Raw genomic sequence first — 20,799 nt, 5'->3', positions numbered from 1 at the left:
ACAAAAAAGCCCCTTCTGAAACAGAAGAGGCCTTAAAATCAAATTTTCAAAGATCAGGGAGTATAAGTGTTATTTTCCCGGTCCACATCGGCCATAATGCCCGAAGGATCGATCTCTATGGAAGTGATCCCGGCTTTTTCCTTTTCAAGTGTGAAGGAATAGGTTGGATATGCCCAGGCCCAGTCATTCTTTACCACCCTATTCTCTGTACCTTCTTCTGCCGGTTTTTCCCAACGCATCATTTGCAGCGGAATGTAGACCAGGTCTGAGGAACCATCACTGTAATTAACAGCGACTTCCACAGGCATTGGCATTTCTCCTCTTCTTTCCAGGGTGATCCTTGTGCCGGTTCCTTCTTCTTCCACATCCATGATGGAATAATCAATGGTGTTGGTTGTTTGGGTCCAGTCCATTAGGTACCAATCAAGTTCTGCCCCTGAAACCTTTTCAGCCACCCTTATGAAATCGTTTGGGGTAGGGTGTTTGAATTTCCAGTCATTATAGTACCTCTTAATTGTTTTCTTAAGGTTTTCCTGGCCAATGATATATCCTAGCTGAGCCATGAAAACCGCCCCTTTTGAATATGCGGTTGCACCGTATGCGAAATTATAGGTATACCTGTCAGCATGGGTTGTTTGTGGTTGTTCTGTTCCTGATGAGGCCAACTGGAAATAACCGCGGTAAGAACCCTCGTGAGGGTTTTCTTTATTCTGGTCCATTACCTCATTCATAGCCAGACTTGAAATGTAACTGGTGAAACCTTCATCCATCCATTCGTGCTTGCTTTCATTGGTTGCCATTAAATGCTGAAACCAGGCATGGGCCATTTCGTGGGCAGTCACTCCAACAAGGCTGCCAAAATTCCTTTCTCCGGTAATAAGAGTAAGCATAGCGTATTCCATACCTCCGTCTCCTCCCTGGATCACAGAGTATTGAGGCCAGGGGTATGGCCCAATGTGCTCATTAAAGTAAAGTAACAGATCTTCTGTCTTTGACTGCAAATTTTTCCAGTTCTCTTTAATTTCCGGATTATCCTTGTACAGGAAGTGAAGAACTGTTCCGTCTTTTGCTGTGATCTTGTCGTGAATATATTCATCATCTGCCGCCCAGGCAAAATCATGCACCTGTTCAGCACTAAAATGCCAGGTGTGTTTATCCCCTTTTTTGTTGGGTACTTTCATTCCTTCATCCTGGTAACCATGGCCAATTTCATTGGCATTTTTAAGAACTCCTGTAGCTCCCAGAGTATAGTTCTTATCGATACTTATTTTAACTTCATAATCACCCCAAACTCCGTGAAATTCCCTTCCAATGTATGGGTCTGCATGCCAGCCTTCAAAATCATATTCTGCCATTTTTGGGAACCACTGTACCATGGAAAGGGCAACCCCTTCACTACTGTTCCTTCCCGAACGTCTTATCTGCTCAGGTACCTGTCCGGCAAACTTCATTTTAAAAGTGGCCTTTTCTCCGGGTAAGATGGGTTTATCAAGTTCCACCTCAAGTACGGTACCCTCTTCTTCATAAGTCAGGAGTTCTCCTTCCCGGGTTAGTGAATTTACCTTAAGGTAACCCTGCTGTGAAGGGGAGAGATTGGAGATACGGTCCCCTACCCTTGAATCAGGATCCTGAATGGTCCTGGAGCGAACATCCATTTCGCTTCCGGGTTGGAAAGCATTAAAGTAAAGATGATAAAATACACGGTGAAGGGTGTCAGGTGAATTATTGGTGTACACCAGTTCCTGATCCCCGGTATACCGGAAATTATTCACATCCATATCCACATTCATGTCATACTTTACATGTTGCTGCCAATAGGAATTATTGCCTTGAGCCCCGGCAATTAAGGTTGATAGAAAGGTTAGGGTTAACAGTATTAATCTCATAATTATTTTGATAATTTATCTGCCAATATAAAGGCGTTATAAAGGTTTGCCATTTTTCCGGAGGTAGAAAGTTCACTGAATTTTTTGGTATTCGAGGAATCTCCTCCAATTACCACTGTAGCACTTGAGCTAAGACCACTGTCCATGATCACTTTTTTCACCTGTTCTGCGGAAAGTTTTGGGTAATAGGAACGTATTAGTGCTGCAATACCTGCAACAGCGGGAGCAGCCATTGAGGTACCCTGAAGGAACTCATATCCGTTATTAGGGGTAGTTGACCAGATCTGGGTTCCCGGTGCAAATACATCCACATTATTTTTTCCGTAGTTGGAGAAAGATGCGATCATATTTGATCCGTAAGTGAAGCTAAGAGCACCTACCGTAAGGAAATTATCAGCAAATTCCTGTGGATTCTCCACATCCTGATCGTTAGGATATACTGTATTGGTATCAAGGTCAAGACCCTCATTACCTCCTGCATTCACGATGAGAACATCATGTTGTTCAGCATATTTAATGGCATCTCTCACCCATTCTGGATGGGTAGAAAAATATTTTCCAAAGCTGGTATTGATGATTTGTGCTCCGTTATCTACTGCATATCTTATGGCCAGAGCAATATCCTTATCATATTCATCACCGTCAGGCACTGCACGAATAGGCATGATCAAAACATTTTTAGCCACTCCTTTGATACCTATGTTATTGTCACGCTCTGCAGCTATGATCCCTGCGACATGGGTACCGTGTTTTATATCCTTCATCTTTGGATCAGGTCCCGTTACATCATTGTTTCCGTAATTAGTATCATTGATATCATCAGGGTCATCACCCACAACAGCCCTACCATCAAGTTCAAGATTGAAGTGGGAATTAAGTCTTCCGGAGAAATAATCAATGGCCTCATCAAGCTGGACCATAGACTCAGGAATACTTCCTTTAATATTGGTCATCACCTGGGTAAGGAATGCTTTATATTGCTGCATTTCTTCAGTATTGGCTTCCATAGCCTGAAGTTCTTCCAAGGTATAATCTTCTTTACCCAGTTTGGCAGAAACCGCTTTATGTGCCATTTCTAACTGTTGGCGAATACCTTCATACTGGTTCTTCATCCCCAGAGCTTCATTGTATTCCTTGTCATATTCGGCTTTGGCTCTTTTATACAGCTCAAATTCCTTTTTATCTTCAGGTTTTACAGATGCTACGGGAACTCCGTCAAACTTGGGTTTCAACTTCTTAAGGATCCTTGTATATTCCATGTTCTCCTCAACAGCATCTCCTAAAAAGTTCCAGCCATGAATGTCGTCTACATAGCCGTTCCTGTCATCATCCTTATTGTTGTTTGGGATCTCATCTTCGTTGGTCCAGATCACCGCATCAAGGTCTTCGTGAGTGATATCAACTCCACTGTCAATCACTGCGACGATCACCTTATTCCCTTTAGTATTCTTTATTATCTCGGTATAAGCCTTTTCAACGCTCATTCCGGGAATGGTGTCTTCAACAAGGTCTGCTCCGCCCCAACCTTTTAGTTCGGTTTCGGTGAGATCTGTGACCTTGAGAGGCATGGTATCTATATTTTCTATAGGGGTAGATACAATGGTAGGTGCAGAACTGCTGCAACCTGCTACCGCCATGGCCATTCCGGCGATGAGGAATGGTTTAAAAACTGGGATCTTCATAATTTATCTAGTTAAAAAGTTCATTAAAAGTGTGTATTTGATCCAATCTCACTCCTTTTTCGGTGTGTTTCAGGGTAATTATTTTATTATGGGCATCATGCTCCAGGAAAAGAAAGAAATTCTCATCTGCTGCCCTCTTAAGAAAGGCATCTTTTTCAGAAAGGGTTAATAAGGGCCTGGTATCATATCCCATTACAAATGGCAGGGGAATGTGTCCTGCCGTTGGTAAAAGATCGGCCATAAAAACCAGTTTTTTACCTTTGAAATTGATATGTGGAATCATCTGCTTGTCGGTATGCCCGTCTACGTAAAGAATTCCGAAACCAAGTTCAGATTCGTCCTGATAGGTTGCCCCCGTACGGTTTATGAATTGAAGCTGCCCGCTTTCCTGCATTGGCAGGATATTTTCTTTTAAAAAAGAAGCCTTCTCACGGGCATTGGGTTTTGTTGCCCATTCCCAATGCTCCTGATTGCTCCAGAACCTTGCATTTTTGAAAGCCGGTTCATAACCAGTCCTGTCTTTGTTCCACTGCACGCTTCCACCACAATGATCAAAATGAAGATGGGTCATGAAAACATCTGTGATGTCATCACGGTGAAATCCATGTTTTTGAAGTGACTTGTCCAGTGAATCATCACCCCACCGGTAATAGTAACCAAAGAATTTTTCACTTTGTTTATCTCCCATTCCCGTATCGATAAGTATAAGACGCTCGCCGTCTTCAATCAGGAGACAGGTGGCAGCAATATCGATCATGTTATTGGAATCTGCGGGATTGGTTATATTCCAGATGGATTTTGGTACCACTCCAAACATGGCACCCCCGTCGAGCTTAAAATTCCCGGCTTCAATTGGATATAATGTCATTCTTTTTTTTCTGAAGGTGCAAAATACTAAAAGCTTTTTTCAAAATGCGACGCTTATTAGACGCAACAATTGCATTTAACAAAACTTTCAGCAATTTCACAGGTTTCAGCGTAAATATATAACTTTTTCGCCGGGCTGGATTTCATCGTGGTAATGGAAGGGGCGTTTATTTTCCTCAGGATCCATGATCAAAAGCGGCAGGATCTTATCTGCTCCTAGCTGGTGTTGTTTCACCCACTTCCTGGTAGTAATAAGTTTCTCTACCTTTTCTGTTTGTTCTTCAATATCCCCCGCTCTTATTTTAAAGATCCACGGGGCAAGTTCGGTTTTACTGGCAAACATTGAAGAAGCCTTGATCTTATCAAGAAGTTCTACTCCTGCCCCTCCTTCCTGCGGAGCGAAGAGCACGATATTTTGTGGAATAAAAAAGGCATCATGCGCAAGTTGGGCCGCAAGTAAGTTGATCTCGTTATTTCCGGTCAAAGCTATAAATGTTCCTTTCTCATAGGCTTTTGCGGTCTCCAGTGTCTCTTCCTTAAGGATATTTCCATAAAAGCTCTCAAATCCCTGTCTTTTTGCTTCTTCTACCAGATCTCTGTTGGAATCTACGAATGTTACCTCATCCTGGTCCCTTAAATGTTTCCCAAGATAAAGTCCCAAAGGATTTGCTCCCAGAATTAAAATGCCGGTCCTGCTTTCCTGGTGTATGAGCTCCCCTCTTTTACGCAGCCAGTTTGTCGTCCAGGTTAGCAATAAAGGTACGCTAAGCGTAGTGAAGATAGCCATGAATACCAGGATCGAAAAAATTTCAGCAGAGATTATACCCATTTCCAAACCTATTCCCGCTATGATGATCTCAACCGCTCCTCTCCCATTCATTCCGGTTCCCACAGTGATCCCTTCACGCCATCCAAAACCACTGGGCAGGTAAAATACTGCAGTTCCCACAATTTTACCCACCATAGCGACCAGGACAATTGTGGTGAGTAGTAGCAGGTCAGTTTGAAAAACTTCAAGAGTTACATGGAATCCTGCGGAAACGAAGAAGATGGGAGCAAGAAATCCTATTGATATATCATGGAAAATATCGTTGATCTCCTTTGATATTTGTCTGTTGAAAACCCCGTCTCTAATGAACAGACCGGCCATAAATGCCCCCAAAATACTATGCAAACCCGCCAATTCTGCAAGTTCACAGAACCCAAATACTATGATGAGGATCAAGGTAAAATGAAAGGTGCGGTTCTTAATTTTATTTTCACTTAAAAACTTTCCCAGTACCGGTAAGAGAAAATAACCCGCAAGAGCGGTAAAAGCGAAGAATAAAAGGGCTTTTCCGGCAACCCAGATGAGTCCCAGGGCATCTATACTTCCCACGTCTACGAAACTCAGCATTCCTGCAAAAATGACCAGGGCGAGGGTATCAGAAATTAAGGCACCGGCCATCAAAACGTATGCGATTCGGGTGTTTAGCAGTTTAAGGTCTACCAGTATCCGGCTTTTGGTGGCGAGAGAGGTGACCCCTACAGCTATAGCTACAAAAAGGGCAGCCAGATCTGTTCCGCCAAAGTACTTGATGGTATAATACCCCATCCCAAAAGGAACAATAAAACCTCCTATAGCAGCCAGTAATCCGGGCCAGGATGCTTTTCCAAGGTCCCTGAAGTTGATCTCTATTCCAATGTAAACCATAAGTAGAATGATACCTACTTCAGCCAGGACCGATATCATTTCCGAAGTTTCAAGTAGACCCAGAATGGCAGGTCCCAGGATAATCCCTATTACCAATTCCCCCAAAATGGGAGGATATCCTAAACGTTTTGCAGTTGTACCTCCCACCCATGCTCCCGCCAGGATAATGAGCAGGCTTAAAATGTTGAATTCTTCCATGGAAACGACTAATAGGTGATTCTGAATTCTTCTTCAGAAGTAATTAAATGCTGGTGTATCTTATAAAAATTACTTAAAAATAATAGATTTTTCAGAGTTTATCCTTTTCAGATGCAATTTCTTTTATTTTTGTGAATCACATTTTAAAAGGAGTAAGAATGAACGAATTTTTAGATATACTGTATCATGAGTTTGAACTTCCATTGTCCAACCCTGTTCTGGTGTTCGCTCTCATTCTTCTTATTATCCTTGTATCTCCAATCGTTTTAAGGCGGCTCAATATTCCCGGGATCATCGTATTGATCATTTCCGGGATCGTTATCGGGCCATATGGGGTAGGTCTTCTGGAACAGAGCTCAGCTATAGATCTTTTCTCGACCATAGGATTGTTGTATATTATGTTTATCGCGGGGTTGGAGCTGGATATGAATCAGTTCAAGGCGAACCGGAACAAAAGTTTTCTTTTTGGGTTCTTTACGTTCATTTTACCCCTGGGCATTGGTTTCCCCGTTTGTTACTACCTGCTTGGATATGGCTTCAACGCCAGCTTTTTAACAGCCAGTATGTTCGCTACCCATACCCTTCTTACATATCCTATCGTAAGCAAGATGAAAGTTTCAAAAAATGAAGCGGTAGCCATAACAGTGGGAGGTACTATTCTAACAGATACTGCTGTACTTATTATCCTGGCGGTAATCATGGGGAATCATGAAGGTACTTTGGATATGGCTTTTTGGCAGCGGCTAATCATCTCCCTTGCCATATTCTCGGCGATCATATTCCTTATCGTTCCAAGGATCGCCAAGTGGTTCTTTACCAGAATGGAAAATGAAAAACACTCCCATTATATTTTTGTCCTTTCGGTAGTTTTTATTGCTGCTTTCCTGGCCGAACTGGCAGGGGTCGAACCTATAATTGGGGCTTTCCTCGCCGGGCTTGGCCTTAACCGTCTTATACCCCACTCTTCTGCACTTATGAACAGGATAGAATTCATTGGGAATTCACTTTTTATTCCGTTCTTTCTAATAAGCGTTGGGATGCTGGTAGATATTAGCGTGATCTTTAGCGGACCCATGGCCCTTATTGTTGCAGGTACTTTGAGTCTTGTGGCTCTCTTCGGAAAATGGCTGGCTGCTTTTTTTACCCAGCTGGTATTTAAGTATAGCTCGTCCCAAAGAAAAGTGATCTTTGGATTAAGTAGTGGCCACGCGGCAGCAACACTAGCAGTGATCATTGTAGGTTACAATGCGGGGATCATTGACGAGAACATTCTTAACGGAACAATTATTCTTATTCTGGTAACCTCAATAGTGGCGACTCTTGCCACAGAGAGGGCAGCTAAGAAACTGGTGGCAGAGTCAACAGAAATCGATGCTGCTGAAGTTAAAAAATCAGACGCATATAAGAGCGAGGCTATACTTCTTCCAATAGCAAATATTCTCAACTTTGATAAGCTGCTCGAGTTCGCAATTCTCATAAAGGATAAAAGTTCTCCAAACCCCATTTCTATTCTCTCTGTAGTTCCCAATAATGAAGAAGCCGAGGTAAATATAGCCAGGGCAACAGATAAGCTGGAAGACTTCGTTAGACAGGCCTCTGCCTCAGAAACCCCTGTAAATGTCCTTGCTGCCATAGATCACAATGTGGCTGCAGGTATTGCCAGAAAGTCAAAAGAGATCATTGCAGATCTCATCATTCTGGGTTGGCCTACACAAAAGGGACTAATGGATAAACTCATTGGCAAAAAGATGGAAAAGATCATTTCTGCCAATAAAAAAACTTCCTTTGTAACTTATTTCAGCCGGCCCCTGGGAACCCATAAAAGGATCTTTTTGATTGTCCCCCCACTTGCTGAAAAGGAGGAGGGATTTCGCCTGTGGATCCATAAGATCGAGCTGTTGTCAAAAGAACTTAGTGTACCGGTAGTGATCAACTGTACGGCAGAGACAGAAAAAGAAATAAAAAAGGAATTAAAAGAATTGAAAACAGATTCTCCTGTCACCTATAAAAAGTTCTCTGCCTGGGAAGATTTTCTTATCCTTGGTAAGGATATGCTGGAGGACGATATAGTAGTTTTAGTCTCGGCTCGTAAAGGTTCAACATCTTTTCAGCACATTTTGCCTACCATCCCCGCAAAACTGGAAAAATACTTCTTCGACAAAAGCAGGATCATTGTTTATCCTTAAGTGCTTAAAAGTTCAGGTCCTGGTGATTTATTAGGTGAGGTTAGTTATTAAGGCCACTTTACGGTTTTTATCTCAGAAAAGGCTAACTTTCACCCTCATTTTAGAAGTGAGTTGAATGTTAGAACTAGCAGGATTAGTAATTTTAGGAATATTTGCCCAGTGGGTGGCATGGAAGACCAAAACCCCGGCCATCTTACCCCTAATTTTAATCGGACTTGTTGTTGGACCTGTTTCCACACTTATTTCAGATGACGGCACCAAATGGCTGGAGCCAATCTGGAATGGTACAGAAGGTGTCTTTCCGGGTGAAAGTCTTTTTTACTTTGTTTCCCTCGCCATTGCGGTTATTCTTTTCGAAGGGGGCCTTACCTTACGCCGAAGTGAAGTGGCAAATATTGGACCTGTCATCGTAAAACTTATAAGTGTTGGAGTGATTGTGACCTTTTTAGGGGCCGGGCTCGCTGCACATTTTATCTATGGATTTACCTGGCAAATTTCATTTTTATTTTCTTCCCTGATCATTGTTACCGGGCCTACCGTGATCTCTCCCATTCTCAGGAATATACCTCTCAAAAAAGACATTTCCTCCATCCTTAAATGGGAAGGAATCCTTATAGATCCTATTGGTGCACTTATAGCAGTTCTTATGTATGAGTTCATAAGAGTTGAAGGGGGGCAGGACTTTACCAGGACGGCATTGATCGAATTCGGTAAGATCCTTTTGTTTGGGTTTACTTTTGGTTTCACCTTTGCCCATATCCTGGCGCTGCTCATAAAAAGGAACATTATTCCTCACTACCTGTTGAACGTATTTACCCTTGCAACCGTGTTAGGGGTTTTTGTTTTGGCAGACATTTTTGCTCATGAAAGCGGCTTGCTTGCCGTGGTGGTGATGGGAATGGTTATGGGGAACAAGAAACTCCCGAACATAAAGGAACTTCTGTATTTTAAGGAATCTCTGAGTGTACTTTTAATTTCTATCCTGTTTATATTACTGGCAGCCAATATTGAAATTGATGAACTGCTTCTTATCTTCAACTGGAAGTCTTTGATCCTTTTTGGATTGGTTGTACTTGTGATTAGGCCGGTAGGGGTCATACTTAGTTCCATAAATTCCGGGTTGAAGGTTAATGAAATAGCTTTTATCAGCTGGGTTGGACCCCGGGGTATTGTGGCCGCGGGTATTGCTTCCCTCTTCGGATTAAAGCTCGCCCGTGAGGGTGTTCCCGGTGCAGAATACATCACTCCTCTGGTTTTTATGATCGTATTGCTCTCGGTTCTTTTAAACGCTACTACAGCCAGATTGTTTGCCCGGCTGGTGGGGGTATTTATTAAAAATGCCGAAGGAATTCTCATTATTGGAGCTTCTTCCAGTTCACGTCTTATAGGGAAGTACCTGCACGAAAATGGAAGGCACGTAGTACTTGTCGATAATAATTCAGATAATATCCAAAAGGCTAAAGATCTTGGTTTGGAAGCCATAGAAGGCAGTGTATACCAGGATGATCTAATGAACAATATTGAGTTGAACGATGTAGGTTATCTAATGGCAATGACTGGTAACAGTGATATTAACAGAACAGCCATTGCAAAATTTCAGAAGCAATTCGGAGAAAAAGGAGCTTTCCGGCTCATTTCTTCAGATGAAATGAACGACCCTGAAGTAAACCCTGCAGAAGGTTTATTCTCCCATACAGATGATTACATTAAACTCTCTGAGGTAGCCCGTAAGTATGCCGAGATCCATGAATCCAGGCTCAACAGTAAAGAACATTACCAGGGTCTGCTGGAGATATCCAAGACAGATCCCGAAATAATCCCCCTCTTCGTTAAGACCCCAGATGGAAGTTTAAGGATCATACCTTCCCACAGTGCCGAAGTAGAGATCCCTGACGGCTCCAAACTCGTTTATTTAGGTAAAAAGATCACTAAAGAAATAAATAAAGGAGAAACCAAGGAAAATTTTGACGAAGCAGTAGAAAACCTGGAGCCCGAAAAAGAAGATAAAAAGCAGAAGAGGGAAATCAAAAACACCACTCAAAAATGACATTTTTGAGTGGTGTTTTTGAGCAGTTCCAAAGTCTTGCTTCCTGATTCTTTACTCTTGTTTCTTAAAAAATTAGTCGTTCAGTTTAAGAACGGCCATAAAAGCTTCCTGCGGGATTTCTACGTTCCCTACCTGTCTCATTCTCTTCTTCCCTTTTTTCTGCTTTTCAAGCAGCTTACGTTTACGGGAAATATCTCCTCCGTAACATTTTGCAGTAACATCCTTACGCAGCGCTTTAACCGTTTCCCGGGCGATGATCTTGGCACCAATGGCTGCCTGAATAGGGATATCAAATTGTTGTCTTGGGATAAGTTCCTTCAGCTTTTCACACATTTTCTTACCAATATCGTAGGCATTGTCAACGTGTAAAAGTGCAGAAAGAGCATCAACCACGTTTCCGTTCAGTAGTACGTCTACCTTCACAAGTTTAGAGGCACGCATGCCTATTGGAGAATAATCAAAGGAAGCATAACCCTTGGAAACAGTTTTTAATCTGTCGTAAAAGTCAAATACGATCTCTGCCAGGGGCATGTCAAATGACAATTCCACCCGGTCTGTGGTGAGGTAGGTTTGATTGGTGATCTGTCCGCGTTTTTCAATACAAAGGGACATTACAGGCCCTACAAAATCAGATTTGGTGATGATGGTAGCCTTGATATATGGTTCCTCCACCCTGTCCAGGCTTGAAGGTTCTGGAAGATCTGTAGGGTTGTTTACCAGGATCACCTGATCCCTGTTCTTATGGGTAAAGGCATGATAGGAAACGTTAGGTACCGTGGTAATAACGGTCATATCAAATTCCCTTTCCAATCGCTCCTGAATGATCTCCAAATGCAGCATTCCAAGAAACCCGCAACGGAATCCAAATCCCAGTGCCGCAGAACTTTCAGGAGTGAAAACCAGCGAAGCGTCATTCAATTGCAGCTTCTCCATAGAGGCGCGAAGGTCTTCGTAATCTTCTGTGTCTACGGGATAGATTCCCGCGAAAACCATGGGCTTCACGTCTTCAAATCCAGGAACAGCTTCGGTGGTAGGATGTTTTGCATCGGTAATGGTATCTCCCACTTTGACCTCCTTAGCTTCTTTAATCCCGGTGATGAGATAACCTACATCTCCGGTCTTTATTTCCTGTCTCGGAAACTGTTTCAGCCTTAAAGTCCCAACTTCATCTGCAAAATAATTTTTACCTGTAGCTACAAATTTTATATTCTGGCCTTTCTTGATCGAACCATTGATCACCCTGAAGTAAGTCTCGACTCCGCGGAAAGGATTATAAACAGAATCAAAGATCAAAGCTCTTAAAGGTGCATCAACTTTCCCCGTGGGTGGAGGAATTCTTTCAATTATTGCGGCAAGGATCTCGTCGATCCCAAGACCGGTCTTGGCACTCGCAGGAATAACATCTTCAGCGTTACATCCTAAAAGATCTACGATATCATCTGTCACTTCTTCAGGATTGGCGCTGGGAAGGTCGACTTTATTAAGAACCGGAATGATCTCAAGGTCATTTTCAAGGGCCAGGTACAGGTTTGAAATGGTCTGTGCCTGTATGCTTTGTGCCGCATCAACCACCAGCAGGGCGCCTTCACAGGCGGCAATAGAACGTGAAACCTCATAGGAGAAATCCACGTGTCCCGGGGTGTCAATAAGGTTCAGAATATATTGCTCTCCCTTATAGGTATAGTCCATCTGGATCGCATGACTCTTGATGGTGATACCTCTTTCCCGCTCCAAATCCATACTATCCAGCAGTTGCTCCTGTTTCTCACGATCGGTTACAGATCCTGTAGCGTCCAGTAATCTGTCTGCCAGGGTGCTTTTTCCGTGGTCAATATGGGCAATGATGCAAAAATTCCGAATGTTCTTCATAAGTCAATTCCAGGATAAAATTTCCATAAAGGAAATTAGATTTTAAAAGGTACAAATATAGTTTTTTTTAAGGGGCGCTAAAGGAAATATTCTTTAGTCCCAAAGTTCCATCTTCGGGCTTTTTTAATGAGCTTCTATAAAATACGCAAAGCCTAAAATATTCGATCTTCATTTATGCTTTATTTAAGAATTGTATATCTTGGGAGCAGATTTACGAACCTGCTTTTTAAGCATTTAATTCCTCCCCCGGGGCTTATGGAAAATACCCAGACTACCACCAGATCGGGCACAAACCGATCCATCATCATTATTGGAGCTTTGTTCTTTATTTTCGGTTTTGTCACCTGGCTTAACTCTGTCCTTATCCCATATCTAAAGATCGCCTGTGAACTAAACAATTTCCAATCCTATTTCGTGGTGACGGCTTTTTATATTTCCTACCTCGTAATGGCCCTTCCTTCTGCATGGGTGCTGCAGAAAACCGGGTACAAGAAAGGAATGTCTCTCGGTCTGCTGGTAATGGCTGTAGGAGCCGTGATATTTATTCCGGCAGCGTATTCGCGAACTTATGAGATCTTCCTGTTAGGACTTTTCGTGCAGGGTACCGGCCTGGCCTTATTGCAAACTGCAGCAAATCCTTATGTGGTGGTTCTTGGTCCTGCGGAAAGTGCAGCCAAAAGGATCAGTATTATGGGAATCTGTAATAAAGTGGCGGGAGTACTGGCACCCATCGTCCTTGGGGCAATTCTTTTTAGTTCTGCGGATAATATTGGAGAGACCATTGAGGCTCTTTCGGGGGTTGAAAAATCTGCCGCTTTAGATGAATTGGCTCAACGGGTGATCGATCCTTACCTGGTTATGATGGCCATACTTATTATTCTTGCCGGCCTGGTATATTTCTCTTCCCTGCCTGAAGTAGATGCAGACGCAGAAGATGAAGAACTGGCCAAGTCAAATTTGAACAAGACCAGTATCTTCCAGTTCCCTCATATTTTTCTGGGAACCCTGGCGCTGTTCCTGTACGTAGGGGTTGAGGTTATTGCCGGGGATACAATTATCACCTATGCAAATGAATCTCACGGGATACCACTGGTGGATGCAAAATTCTTCGCCAGTATTACCCTTTCTGCAATGATCATAGGATATGTGGTAGGGATCTTTACCATTCCCCGTTTTATCACCCAGGAAAATGCATTAAAAACCTCTGCTATTTTGGGACTGGTCTTTGGCCTCGTCGCCATTTACACAGATGGTTTTGTATCTGTTTTATCCATTGCGTTACTGGGGTTGGCTAACGCCCTTGTTTGGCCTGCGATATGGCCCATGGCTCTTGCAGGATTGGGAAGGTTCACCAAAATAGGTTCTTCATTTCTCATCATGGCTATTGCCGGAGGAGCTTTGATCCCGCCCGTTTATGGTTATCTTGCAGATATACTGGATCCGCAGCAGGCTTACTGGATTCTTATCCCCTGTTATTTATACATCTTGTTTTTTGCGGTGAAAGGTTACAAGATCAAATCTTTATAAAATCTATGAACAAGAGAACCACAGAACAGGCGTCCCTTTATGATCATCTGGAAATGATGAGCACCAGGGAATTGCTTGAAAATATTAATAAAGAGGATAAAAAAGTACCTGAGGCCATTGAAAAGGTGATCCCAAGGATCGAAGAGGTAGTAGAGAAGGTGGTGGAGCAGATCGCTGTTCACAACGGCCGGCTTTTTTATATTGGTGCAGGCACCAGCGGCAGGTTAGGGGTTTTGGATGCTTCAGAATGTCCTCCCACTTTCGGGGTTTCTGATAATGTTATAATTGGGCTCATAGCCGGGGGAGATGTTGCCCTTAGAAAGGCAGTTGAGAATGCCGAAGATGATGAGTCGGGAGCCTGGAAAGACCTCCGGGAATATAATATTTCAAAGAATGATGTGCTTATTGGGATAGCCGCTTCGGGAACCACGCCTTATGTGATAGGTGGAATTAAGGATGCCCGGGCTAACGGGCTCATAACGGCCTGTATCACCAATAACGAGAATTCCCCTCTTAGCGAGGCTGCCGAATTTCCCATTGAGATCGTGGTGGGTCCCGAGTTCGTTACCGGAAGTACCAGGATGAAATCGGGCACCGCTCAAAAACTCGTATTGAATATGATCTCTACTGCGGTTATGATAAAGCTCGGCAGGGTAAAAGGGAATAAAATGGTAGACATGCAGCTTTCCAATAAGAAACTGGTAAGCAGGGGAGAGCTAATGCTTATGGAAGAGCTCCATATTTCTGAACATCTTGCAAAGACCCTTCTTTCTGAATATAAAAGTGTGCGAAAGGTCCTTGAGATCTATAAAAATAATTCCCGGGATTAACATTTGAGCTATACTAATTTCCGCGGGAAAAGGTTATACTTCCGGGTACTTAGAACCCCTGCAACAGAACGATTATTTATGCTGAAAAGAAAGCTGCTTTTTTTAATGTTTTTTGTCTCCACTCTTTACTGGAGTGGATGCTCTACCTCTAAACCTGTGGTCACCGAAAGCAAACCGATTACTGAAACGGCCACCACACCTGTGGAGGAGATCGCGGCCACTCCCGAAGTAATTGAACCCGAACCCCCGGTAAAGGAAGAGATTCCGGGTAAGAAAGGTAAAAACAACACGCCCTATGTAATGAGGGAGTTCAGGGCTGCCTGGATCGCTACTGTCGCAAACATCAACTGGCCCAGTAAACCCGGTCTATCTGCGGGAGAACAGCAAAGAGAAGCTATAGCCCTTCTTGATTTCCTGCAACAGCATAACTACAATGCGGTGATCTTCCAGGTACGGCCACAGGCAGATGCCTTATATCCGAGTGAGCTCGAACCCTGGTCCTATTTCTTGACAGGAGAACAGGGAAAAGCCCCCGAGCCTTTTTATGACCCTTTACAGTTCTGGATCAGGGAAGCCCACGACCGCGGACTGGAATTACACGTATGGCTAAATCCTTACCGGGCGCATCATTCCACCGGTGGAATAATTACAGAGGCCTCTACGGTACGCAATAAACCTGAACTTGTAGTGGAGCTGAAGAACGGAATGTGGTGGATGGACCCTTCCAAAAAGGAAACCCAGGATCATACCGCGGCTGTGGTAATGGACATTGTTAAGAGATATGATGTAGACGGCGTACATTTTGATGACTATTTTTATCCTTACGCTTCTTATAATAAAGGGGCAGACTTCCCTGATGCCGCCAGTTACACTACGTATAAAAACAATGGGGGTACCCTTGCCCGTGATGACTGGCGAAGAGAAGGTGTGAACCACTTTGTGGAAAGGATCTATAAAGAGATAAAGGCCGAAAAACCCCAGGTAAAGTTTGGGATCAGTCCTTTTGGGATATACAGGCCGGGATATCCTCAAACAATCAACGGGATGGACCAATACAGTGAATTGTATGCAGACGCGAGGCTGTGGCTTAATGAAGGCTGGATTGATTATTATTCCCCGCAGTTGTACTGGAAGATAAGTCAAACGGCTCAAAGTTTCCCGGTCCTTTTGGGCTGGTGGGAAAATGAGAACCATCAACAGCGACATTTATGGCCGGGTATCAACATTGATTTTGGCGGGGATGACCCCAATCTAATTGAGACCATCAGCCAGATCATGATCACCCGGGGGATGTTGCCTGAAAGTAAAGGAAGTATTCACTGGAGCATAGGCCCGTTGTTGAAATATCCTAAACTTTCCTCCGGAATTTTGGATGGTGCCTATAAAAGACAGGCCCTTATTCCTGAAAGTCCGTGGCTAAACCCGGTGCCTCCAAAAGCTCCTGAGGTTGAGCTGGAATTGACCAGAGACCTGGTGAATCTAAGCTGGGACCATGAGGAGGAACAGGATATCTTTCGGTGGGTGGTACATTACAAATATAAAGGCGCCTGGAAATACAGGATCCTTGGCAGGAACGCCAGGACCCTTAGTTTACCCAGGGAACCTTCGGGTGACGGGTTGACCCATGTAGGGGTAACTGCCGTGGATAGGTCGGGAAACCAAAGTGAATTTATCGAAAAGCCGTTATAGCGGATTCGTTTAGTGGACCTCAAAAAAATAATATAGTATGAATAACTTTCAAAAATCAGCTTTTTTAGCCCTCTTCACAGCACTAGCTCTCATCGGTTGTAAGAATGGTCAAGAGGAAGCGGAAAAGGAAAATGAAACCGAAATTTTTATTGCTGAAGTAAAACAGGAACAGATCCCCGATAAACGGGTGGCTCTGTTTAATGTGGAAGGCATAGCAAGAGATGGGGAATACGTTCTGAGGGGAGAATCCAATCAACCTGAGGCAGTAGCTTCCCTGAAAAGTAAACTGGAATCTGCCGGAATTAATTATTCAGACAGTATTCAAATGCTCCCTTCAAAAGACCTTGGAGACAAGACAGTTGCCCTGGTGCGAACTTCTGTGGCCAACATAAGGTCTAATCCTGCGCATTCTGCAGAGCTTGCTACGCAGGCCACCCTGGGCACACCGCTTAAGGTGCTCAAGCAGGACGGGGACTGGTACCTGGTACAAACCCCCGATGCATACCTGGCATGGGTAGACCACGGAGGAATCACCCGATTGACCCAAAAGGAACTTGCCGCATGGAAAGCTGCTGAAAAAGTGATCTTTCTTGAACCCTTCGGGCAGGCTTATGAAGCTCCTTCGGCTCAATCAGGGACCGTATCAGACGTGGTTGCCGGGAACATATTTGAACTGACGGGTCGCAAAAACGGATTTTTTGAAATAAAATATCCTGATGGCAGAACAGCATATATTCCGCAGGCACAGGCACAGCTTTATGAGGAATGGATCAAGTCCGTAGACCAGTCTGAGGAAGACCTGGTGCAGACTTCCAAAAAGCTTATGGGCCTACCGTATTTATGGGGCGGTACTTCCCCAAAAGGAGTGGACTGCAGTGGCTTTACAAAGACCATCTTCTTTATGAACGGGATGGTGATCCCCAGAGATGCTTCCCAGCAGGTGCATACGGGAACGGTAGTTGATTCGCTAAGGAACTTTGAAAATCTGAAACCGGGGGATCTGTTATTCTTTGGAACACCCGCTACAGATTCCACTAAGGAAAAAGTGGTTCATGTGGGCATGTGGATAGGGGATAACAAGTTCATCCATTCATCGGGCAATGTTCACATTAGCAGTGTAGACAAAAATGCCGAAGATTATGACGACTTTAATTACCAGCGTTACCTCAGGACCAAGAGACTTGTGGGGGTGGATGATCCCAACCTGACCTTACTTAAGCGCAGCGACCTTTTTATGGCTGCAAAAACTGAGAAAGATACTGCCGCCGTCCCAAGAATGTAAAATTAACCCCCATTTGTTTAAGATGAAAAACCTGTTCCTTTTTCTTGCTTTCACAGCTTTAACAACCTTAGAAGTGCTGCAGGCACAGAGTGTTACCCAACCTGAATTTTTGGAACACCGGGATGGGGTATGGGTTGATTCTGTAATGAACACCCTCACCCTGGAAGAAAAAATAGGACAGCTCATCATGGTCGCCGCCTATTCCAACAGGGGTGATAAACATAAAAAAGAGATATTGAAGCTTATCGAAGAGCAGAAGATAGGCGGACTCATTTTTTTCCAGGGAGATCCTGAAAGCCAGGTAAAGCTAATGAATGAATATCAGGAAGCTTCCAAAGTGCCATTATTGGGTGCTATTGATGCTGAATGGGGCCTTGGCATGCGCCTTAAGAATACCATTAGTTACCCATTCCAGATGGCTTTGGGGGCGATCCAGGATGATAAACTATTGTATGAACTGGGAGCTGAGGTCGCAGAGCAGGTAAAAACTACCGGGTTGCATATAAATTTCGCACCCGTGGTTGATGTGAACAATAATCCCGCTAATCCCGTGATCAATTTCAGGAGTTTCGGGGAAGATAAGTACAATGTTTCAGGGAAGGCTATTGCTTATATGAAGGGGATGCAAGATCACAAGGTCTTTACCACTGCCAAGCACTTTCCGGGGCATGGAGATACAGATACAGATTCCCATTACGCCCTTCCGCAGATCAACCAGTCGGTAGAACGGCTCGATTCTTTGGAACTGTATCCTTTCCGAAGAATAATTGAAGCCGGAGTAGGAGGAGTGATGGTGGCCCATTTGAATATTCCCGCACTTGATCCTACCGGTGTACCTTCCACCTTATCCAAACCCATTATTACCGCACTGCTGAAGGAAAATCTGCAGTTCGAAGGCCTTATCGTGACAGATGCCATGAACATGAAGGGGGTTACCAAAGGGAATCTCCCGGGGGTTGTAGATAAAGACGCGTTACTGGCGGGAAATGACCTGCTGGAGTTCACCGAAGATGTTCCCAGAACGATCGAAGAGGTAAAAAAAGCCATTTCAGAGGGATTAATTTCCAGGGCAGCTTTTGATGAAAAAGTAAGAAAGGTGCTTGCAGTTAAGCAGTGGGTTGGCCTTAATGAATACACGGAAACCAGTGACAAAAGGCTGGAAAAAAAGCTTAATTCCCCGGCGGCAGAGGAACTATACGAAAGACTTGTTGCAGCTTCACTCACTGTACTTAAAAATGACCAGGGGTTACTGCCGGTAAAGGACCTGGAACCTTTAAAGATCGCCTCGGTTTCAATTGGTGCGAAATCCCGAACCGAATTTCAGAGGACCCTTGGGCTTTATACCCGCATCGAACATTTCCAATTAAAGGCAGAAGCCGATTCTTCAGATATAAAAGAACTGCAGGAAGATCTAACGGAGTATGACCTGGTGATCACGGGGATCCATGATGACAGCAAATATCCCAGGAATACCATGAAGTTCTCCCTGGAAGTATTGCAATTAATTTCCTCCCTTTCCAATGAAGAGAACAGTATAATCGCATTTTTCAAGAACCCTTACGTGCTTGACCAAATCGATAATATCGAGAATGCACCGGGTCTTATTGTGGCTTACCAGAATTCAGAAATGACTGAAAAAAAGGTGGCACAGCTTATTTTTGGAGGTATAGGTGCTAATGGGAAACTTCCGGTGAGCGTGGGAGGGAAGTTTAAGTCGGGAGATGGGTTAGAAGTATCGGGAGGTTACAGGCTCAGCTACACCCTTCCGGAGGCAGCGGGCATGGACAGCGAAGTGTTGAGCGCGGGAATTGATTCCCTAATGCAGCAGGCCATTGAAATGAAGGCTATTCCCGGGGGACAAGTACTGGTTGCTAAAGATCAAAAAGTGGTATTTTACAAGGCTTACGGAGAGCATGTTTATCACGACACCATTGCCGTAAAGAAAGAGGATCTCTATGATCTGGCATCTGTTACCAAGATCGCGGCGACCATGCCGGTGCTCATGAAGTTATATGACGAGGATAAATTTGAACTTGACCAGACCCTGGCCAACCATTTACGGGACTTCAGGCGTTCCAATAAGGCTGAAATCCCTTATCGTGATATCCTGGCCCACCAGGGAAGGCTGCAACCCTGGATCCCCTTCTGGAAAAACACCCTTCGGAAGAACAACAGCTACCGGTGGTGGACCATTAAAAAAGATTCATCTGCACGTTATCCCATAAAGATCACTGATGAGATGTACCTTCACAGGAATTACCCGAAAAAGATCAGGAAAGCCATCAGAAAATCTCCTTTACAGGAGGAAAAAAAATATGTGTATTCAGATTTTTTCTTCATCCTCGCTCCTGAAGTCATCAAGAACATCACCAACGAGGATTTTGATGTGTACCTGCGGGACAAATTTTACGATCCGCTGGGTGCCAAGAGCCTTACCTTCAATCCATCAAATTCATTTTCTGCAACTGAAATAGTTCCTACAGAAAATGATTTTTTTTTCAGACATGAACCCATTCACGGTACCGTTCATGACGAAGGAGCCATTATGCTGAACGGGGTTTCAGGCCACGCGGGACTGTTCTCTAACGCCAATGACCTCGCAAAGCTGCTGCAAATGTTCCTTAACGGGGGCGAGTACGGCGGGAAGAGGTATATCAGGGAAGCCACCGTCAAAGAATTCACCAAAGTGCAGTTTCCCGAAAATGAGAACCGAAGGGCTCTGGGGTTTGATAAGCCCTATTTAGAATACCAGGGGGTGAACAGCAATACTGCAAAAGATGCCAGCCCCGCAAGTTTTGGGCATACCGGTTTCACCGGTACTATGGTGTGGATGGACCCGGAATATAATTTACTGTATATCTTTTTATCCAACAGGGTTTATCCCAGCCGGGAGAACAAACGTCTCTACCAACTTAACACCAGAACCCAGATACAACAGGTGCTCTATGATGCCATTGCAGCGCATAAGGAGAAACAGGAGGCGCATTAGAAAACACGGGAATAAAAAATTAGCAGCAGGAGCAGCAGAAATTCCCGATAAATT

The 20,799-nt window shown here is 43.9% G+C and carries 12 protein-coding genes; 7 read left to right on the top strand and 5 right to left on the bottom strand.

Annotation, left to right across the window (positions count from 1 at the left end):
* Positions 1–53: 53 nt before the first annotated feature.
* From ACFSTG_RS05535 to ACFSTG_RS05520, 4 genes are all read right to left on the bottom strand, one after another.
* Positions 54–1,886, bottom strand: coding sequence for a M1 family metallopeptidase (locus tag ACFSTG_RS05535; protein WP_380749359.1), 1,833 nt, complete (start codon positions 1,884–1,886; stop codon positions 54–56).
* 2 nt (positions 1,887–1,888) lie between these two features.
* The gene (locus ACFSTG_RS05530; RefSeq protein ID WP_380749356.1) at positions 1,889–3,568 is read right to left on the bottom strand and encodes a S8 family peptidase; all 1,680 of its coding nucleotides are present in this window, start codon (positions 3,566–3,568) and stop codon (positions 1,889–1,891) included.
* 7 nt (positions 3,569–3,575) lie between these two features.
* Positions 3,576–4,436: an MBL fold metallo-hydrolase gene (locus tag ACFSTG_RS05525; RefSeq protein WP_380749353.1), complete on the bottom strand. Its 861-nt coding sequence runs from the start codon at positions 4,434–4,436 to the stop codon at positions 3,576–3,578.
* Between the two features lie 105 nt (positions 4,437–4,541).
* Positions 4,542–6,326, bottom strand: coding sequence for a cation:proton antiporter (locus ACFSTG_RS05520; RefSeq protein WP_380749350.1), 1,785 nt, complete (start codon positions 6,324–6,326; stop codon positions 4,542–4,544).
* A gap of 158 nt (positions 6,327–6,484) precedes the next feature.
* Between ACFSTG_RS05520 and ACFSTG_RS05515 the strand changes: the two genes are divergently transcribed.
* Positions 6,485–8,512, top strand: a complete 2,028-nt coding sequence (locus ACFSTG_RS05515) for a cation:proton antiporter (protein WP_380749347.1) — start codon at positions 6,485–6,487, stop codon at positions 8,510–8,512.
* 115 nt (positions 8,513–8,627) lie between these two features.
* On the top strand, positions 8,628–10,559 hold the full coding sequence (locus ACFSTG_RS05510) for a cation:proton antiporter (protein WP_380749344.1): 1,932 nt from the start codon (positions 8,628–8,630) through the stop codon (positions 10,557–10,559).
* 72 nt (positions 10,560–10,631) lie between these two features.
* Here ACFSTG_RS05510 and lepA read toward each other — a convergent pair whose 3' ends face one another.
* The gene (gene lepA / locus ACFSTG_RS05505; protein ID WP_380749341.1) at positions 10,632–12,428 is read right to left on the bottom strand and encodes a translation elongation factor 4; all 1,797 of its coding nucleotides are present in this window, start codon (positions 12,426–12,428) and stop codon (positions 10,632–10,634) included.
* 255 nt (positions 12,429–12,683) lie between these two features.
* On the opposite strand from lepA, the gene ACFSTG_RS05500 reads away from it, so the two are divergent.
* The 5 genes from ACFSTG_RS05500 (at position 12,684) to ACFSTG_RS05480 (ending at position 20,745) form a co-directional block, all read left to right on the top strand.
* Positions 12,684–13,955 carry a sugar MFS transporter gene (locus ACFSTG_RS05500; RefSeq protein WP_380749337.1) on the top strand — a complete coding sequence of 424 codons (1,272 nt, stop codon included), beginning with the start codon at positions 12,684–12,686 and terminating at the stop codon, positions 13,953–13,955.
* Positions 13,956–13,960: 5 nt separating this feature from the next.
* Complete coding sequence (gene murQ / locus ACFSTG_RS05495) at positions 13,961–14,785, top strand: N-acetylmuramic acid 6-phosphate etherase (protein WP_380749334.1); 825 nt, start codon at positions 13,961–13,963, stop codon at positions 14,783–14,785.
* 78 nt (positions 14,786–14,863) lie between these two features.
* Positions 14,864–16,474, top strand: a complete 1,611-nt coding sequence (locus ACFSTG_RS05490) for a glycoside hydrolase family 10 protein (protein WP_380749331.1) — start codon at positions 14,864–14,866, stop codon at positions 16,472–16,474.
* A 37-nt stretch (positions 16,475–16,511) separates the two neighbouring features.
* Positions 16,512–17,756: a C40 family peptidase gene (locus ACFSTG_RS05485; RefSeq protein WP_380749328.1), complete on the top strand. Its 1,245-nt coding sequence runs from the start codon at positions 16,512–16,514 to the stop codon at positions 17,754–17,756.
* 22 nt (positions 17,757–17,778) lie between these two features.
* Positions 17,779–20,745 (top strand): glycoside hydrolase family 3 N-terminal domain-containing protein, encoded by a 2,967-nt coding sequence (locus ACFSTG_RS05480; protein ID WP_380749325.1) that lies wholly within the window; start codon positions 17,779–17,781, stop codon positions 20,743–20,745.
* Positions 20,746–20,799: the final 54 nt, after the last annotated feature.

It is taken from the genome of Salinimicrobium flavum (genome assembly GCF_042684505.1).
GTDB lineage: Bacteria > Bacteroidota > Bacteroidia > Flavobacteriales > Flavobacteriaceae > Salinimicrobium > Salinimicrobium flavum.
The sequence above is the reverse complement of the archived record's forward strand: the minus strand, read 5'-3'. Positions and strand labels throughout refer to the sequence as shown.

Bases quoted from the DNA above. Each gene is read 5' to 3' on its own strand.
- ACFSTG_RS05525 (WP_380749353.1), bottom strand. From the start codon at position 4,436: ATGACATTATATCCAATTGAAGCCGGGAATTTTAAGCTCGACGGGGGT.
- ACFSTG_RS05510 (WP_380749344.1), top strand. From the start codon at position 8,628: ATGTTAGAACTAGCAGGATTAGTAATTTTAGGAATATTTGCCCAGTGG.
- ACFSTG_RS05530 (WP_380749356.1), bottom strand. From the start codon at position 3,568: ATGAAGATCCCAGTTTTTAAACCATTCCTCATCGCCGGAATGGCCATG.
- lepA (WP_380749341.1), bottom strand. From the start codon at position 12,428: ATGAAGAACATTCGGAATTTTTGCATCATTGCCCATATTGACCACGGA.
- ACFSTG_RS05520 (WP_380749350.1), bottom strand. From the start codon at position 6,326: ATGGAAGAATTCAACATTTTAAGCCTGCTCATTATCCTGGCGGGAGCA.
- murQ (WP_380749334.1), top strand. From the start codon at position 13,961: ATGAACAAGAGAACCACAGAACAGGCGTCCCTTTATGATCATCTGGAA.
- ACFSTG_RS05485 (WP_380749328.1), top strand. From the start codon at position 16,512: ATGAATAACTTTCAAAAATCAGCTTTTTTAGCCCTCTTCACAGCACTA.
- ACFSTG_RS05490 (WP_380749331.1), top strand. From the start codon at position 14,864: ATGCTGAAAAGAAAGCTGCTTTTTTTAATGTTTTTTGTCTCCACTCTT.
- ACFSTG_RS05535 (WP_380749359.1), bottom strand. From the start codon at position 1,886: ATGAGATTAATACTGTTAACCCTAACCTTTCTATCAACCTTAATTGCC.
- ACFSTG_RS05500 (WP_380749337.1), top strand. From the start codon at position 12,684: ATGGAAAATACCCAGACTACCACCAGATCGGGCACAAACCGATCCATC.
- ACFSTG_RS05480 (WP_380749325.1), top strand. From the start codon at position 17,779: ATGAAAAACCTGTTCCTTTTTCTTGCTTTCACAGCTTTAACAACCTTA.
- ACFSTG_RS05515 (WP_380749347.1), top strand. From the start codon at position 6,485: ATGAACGAATTTTTAGATATACTGTATCATGAGTTTGAACTTCCATTG.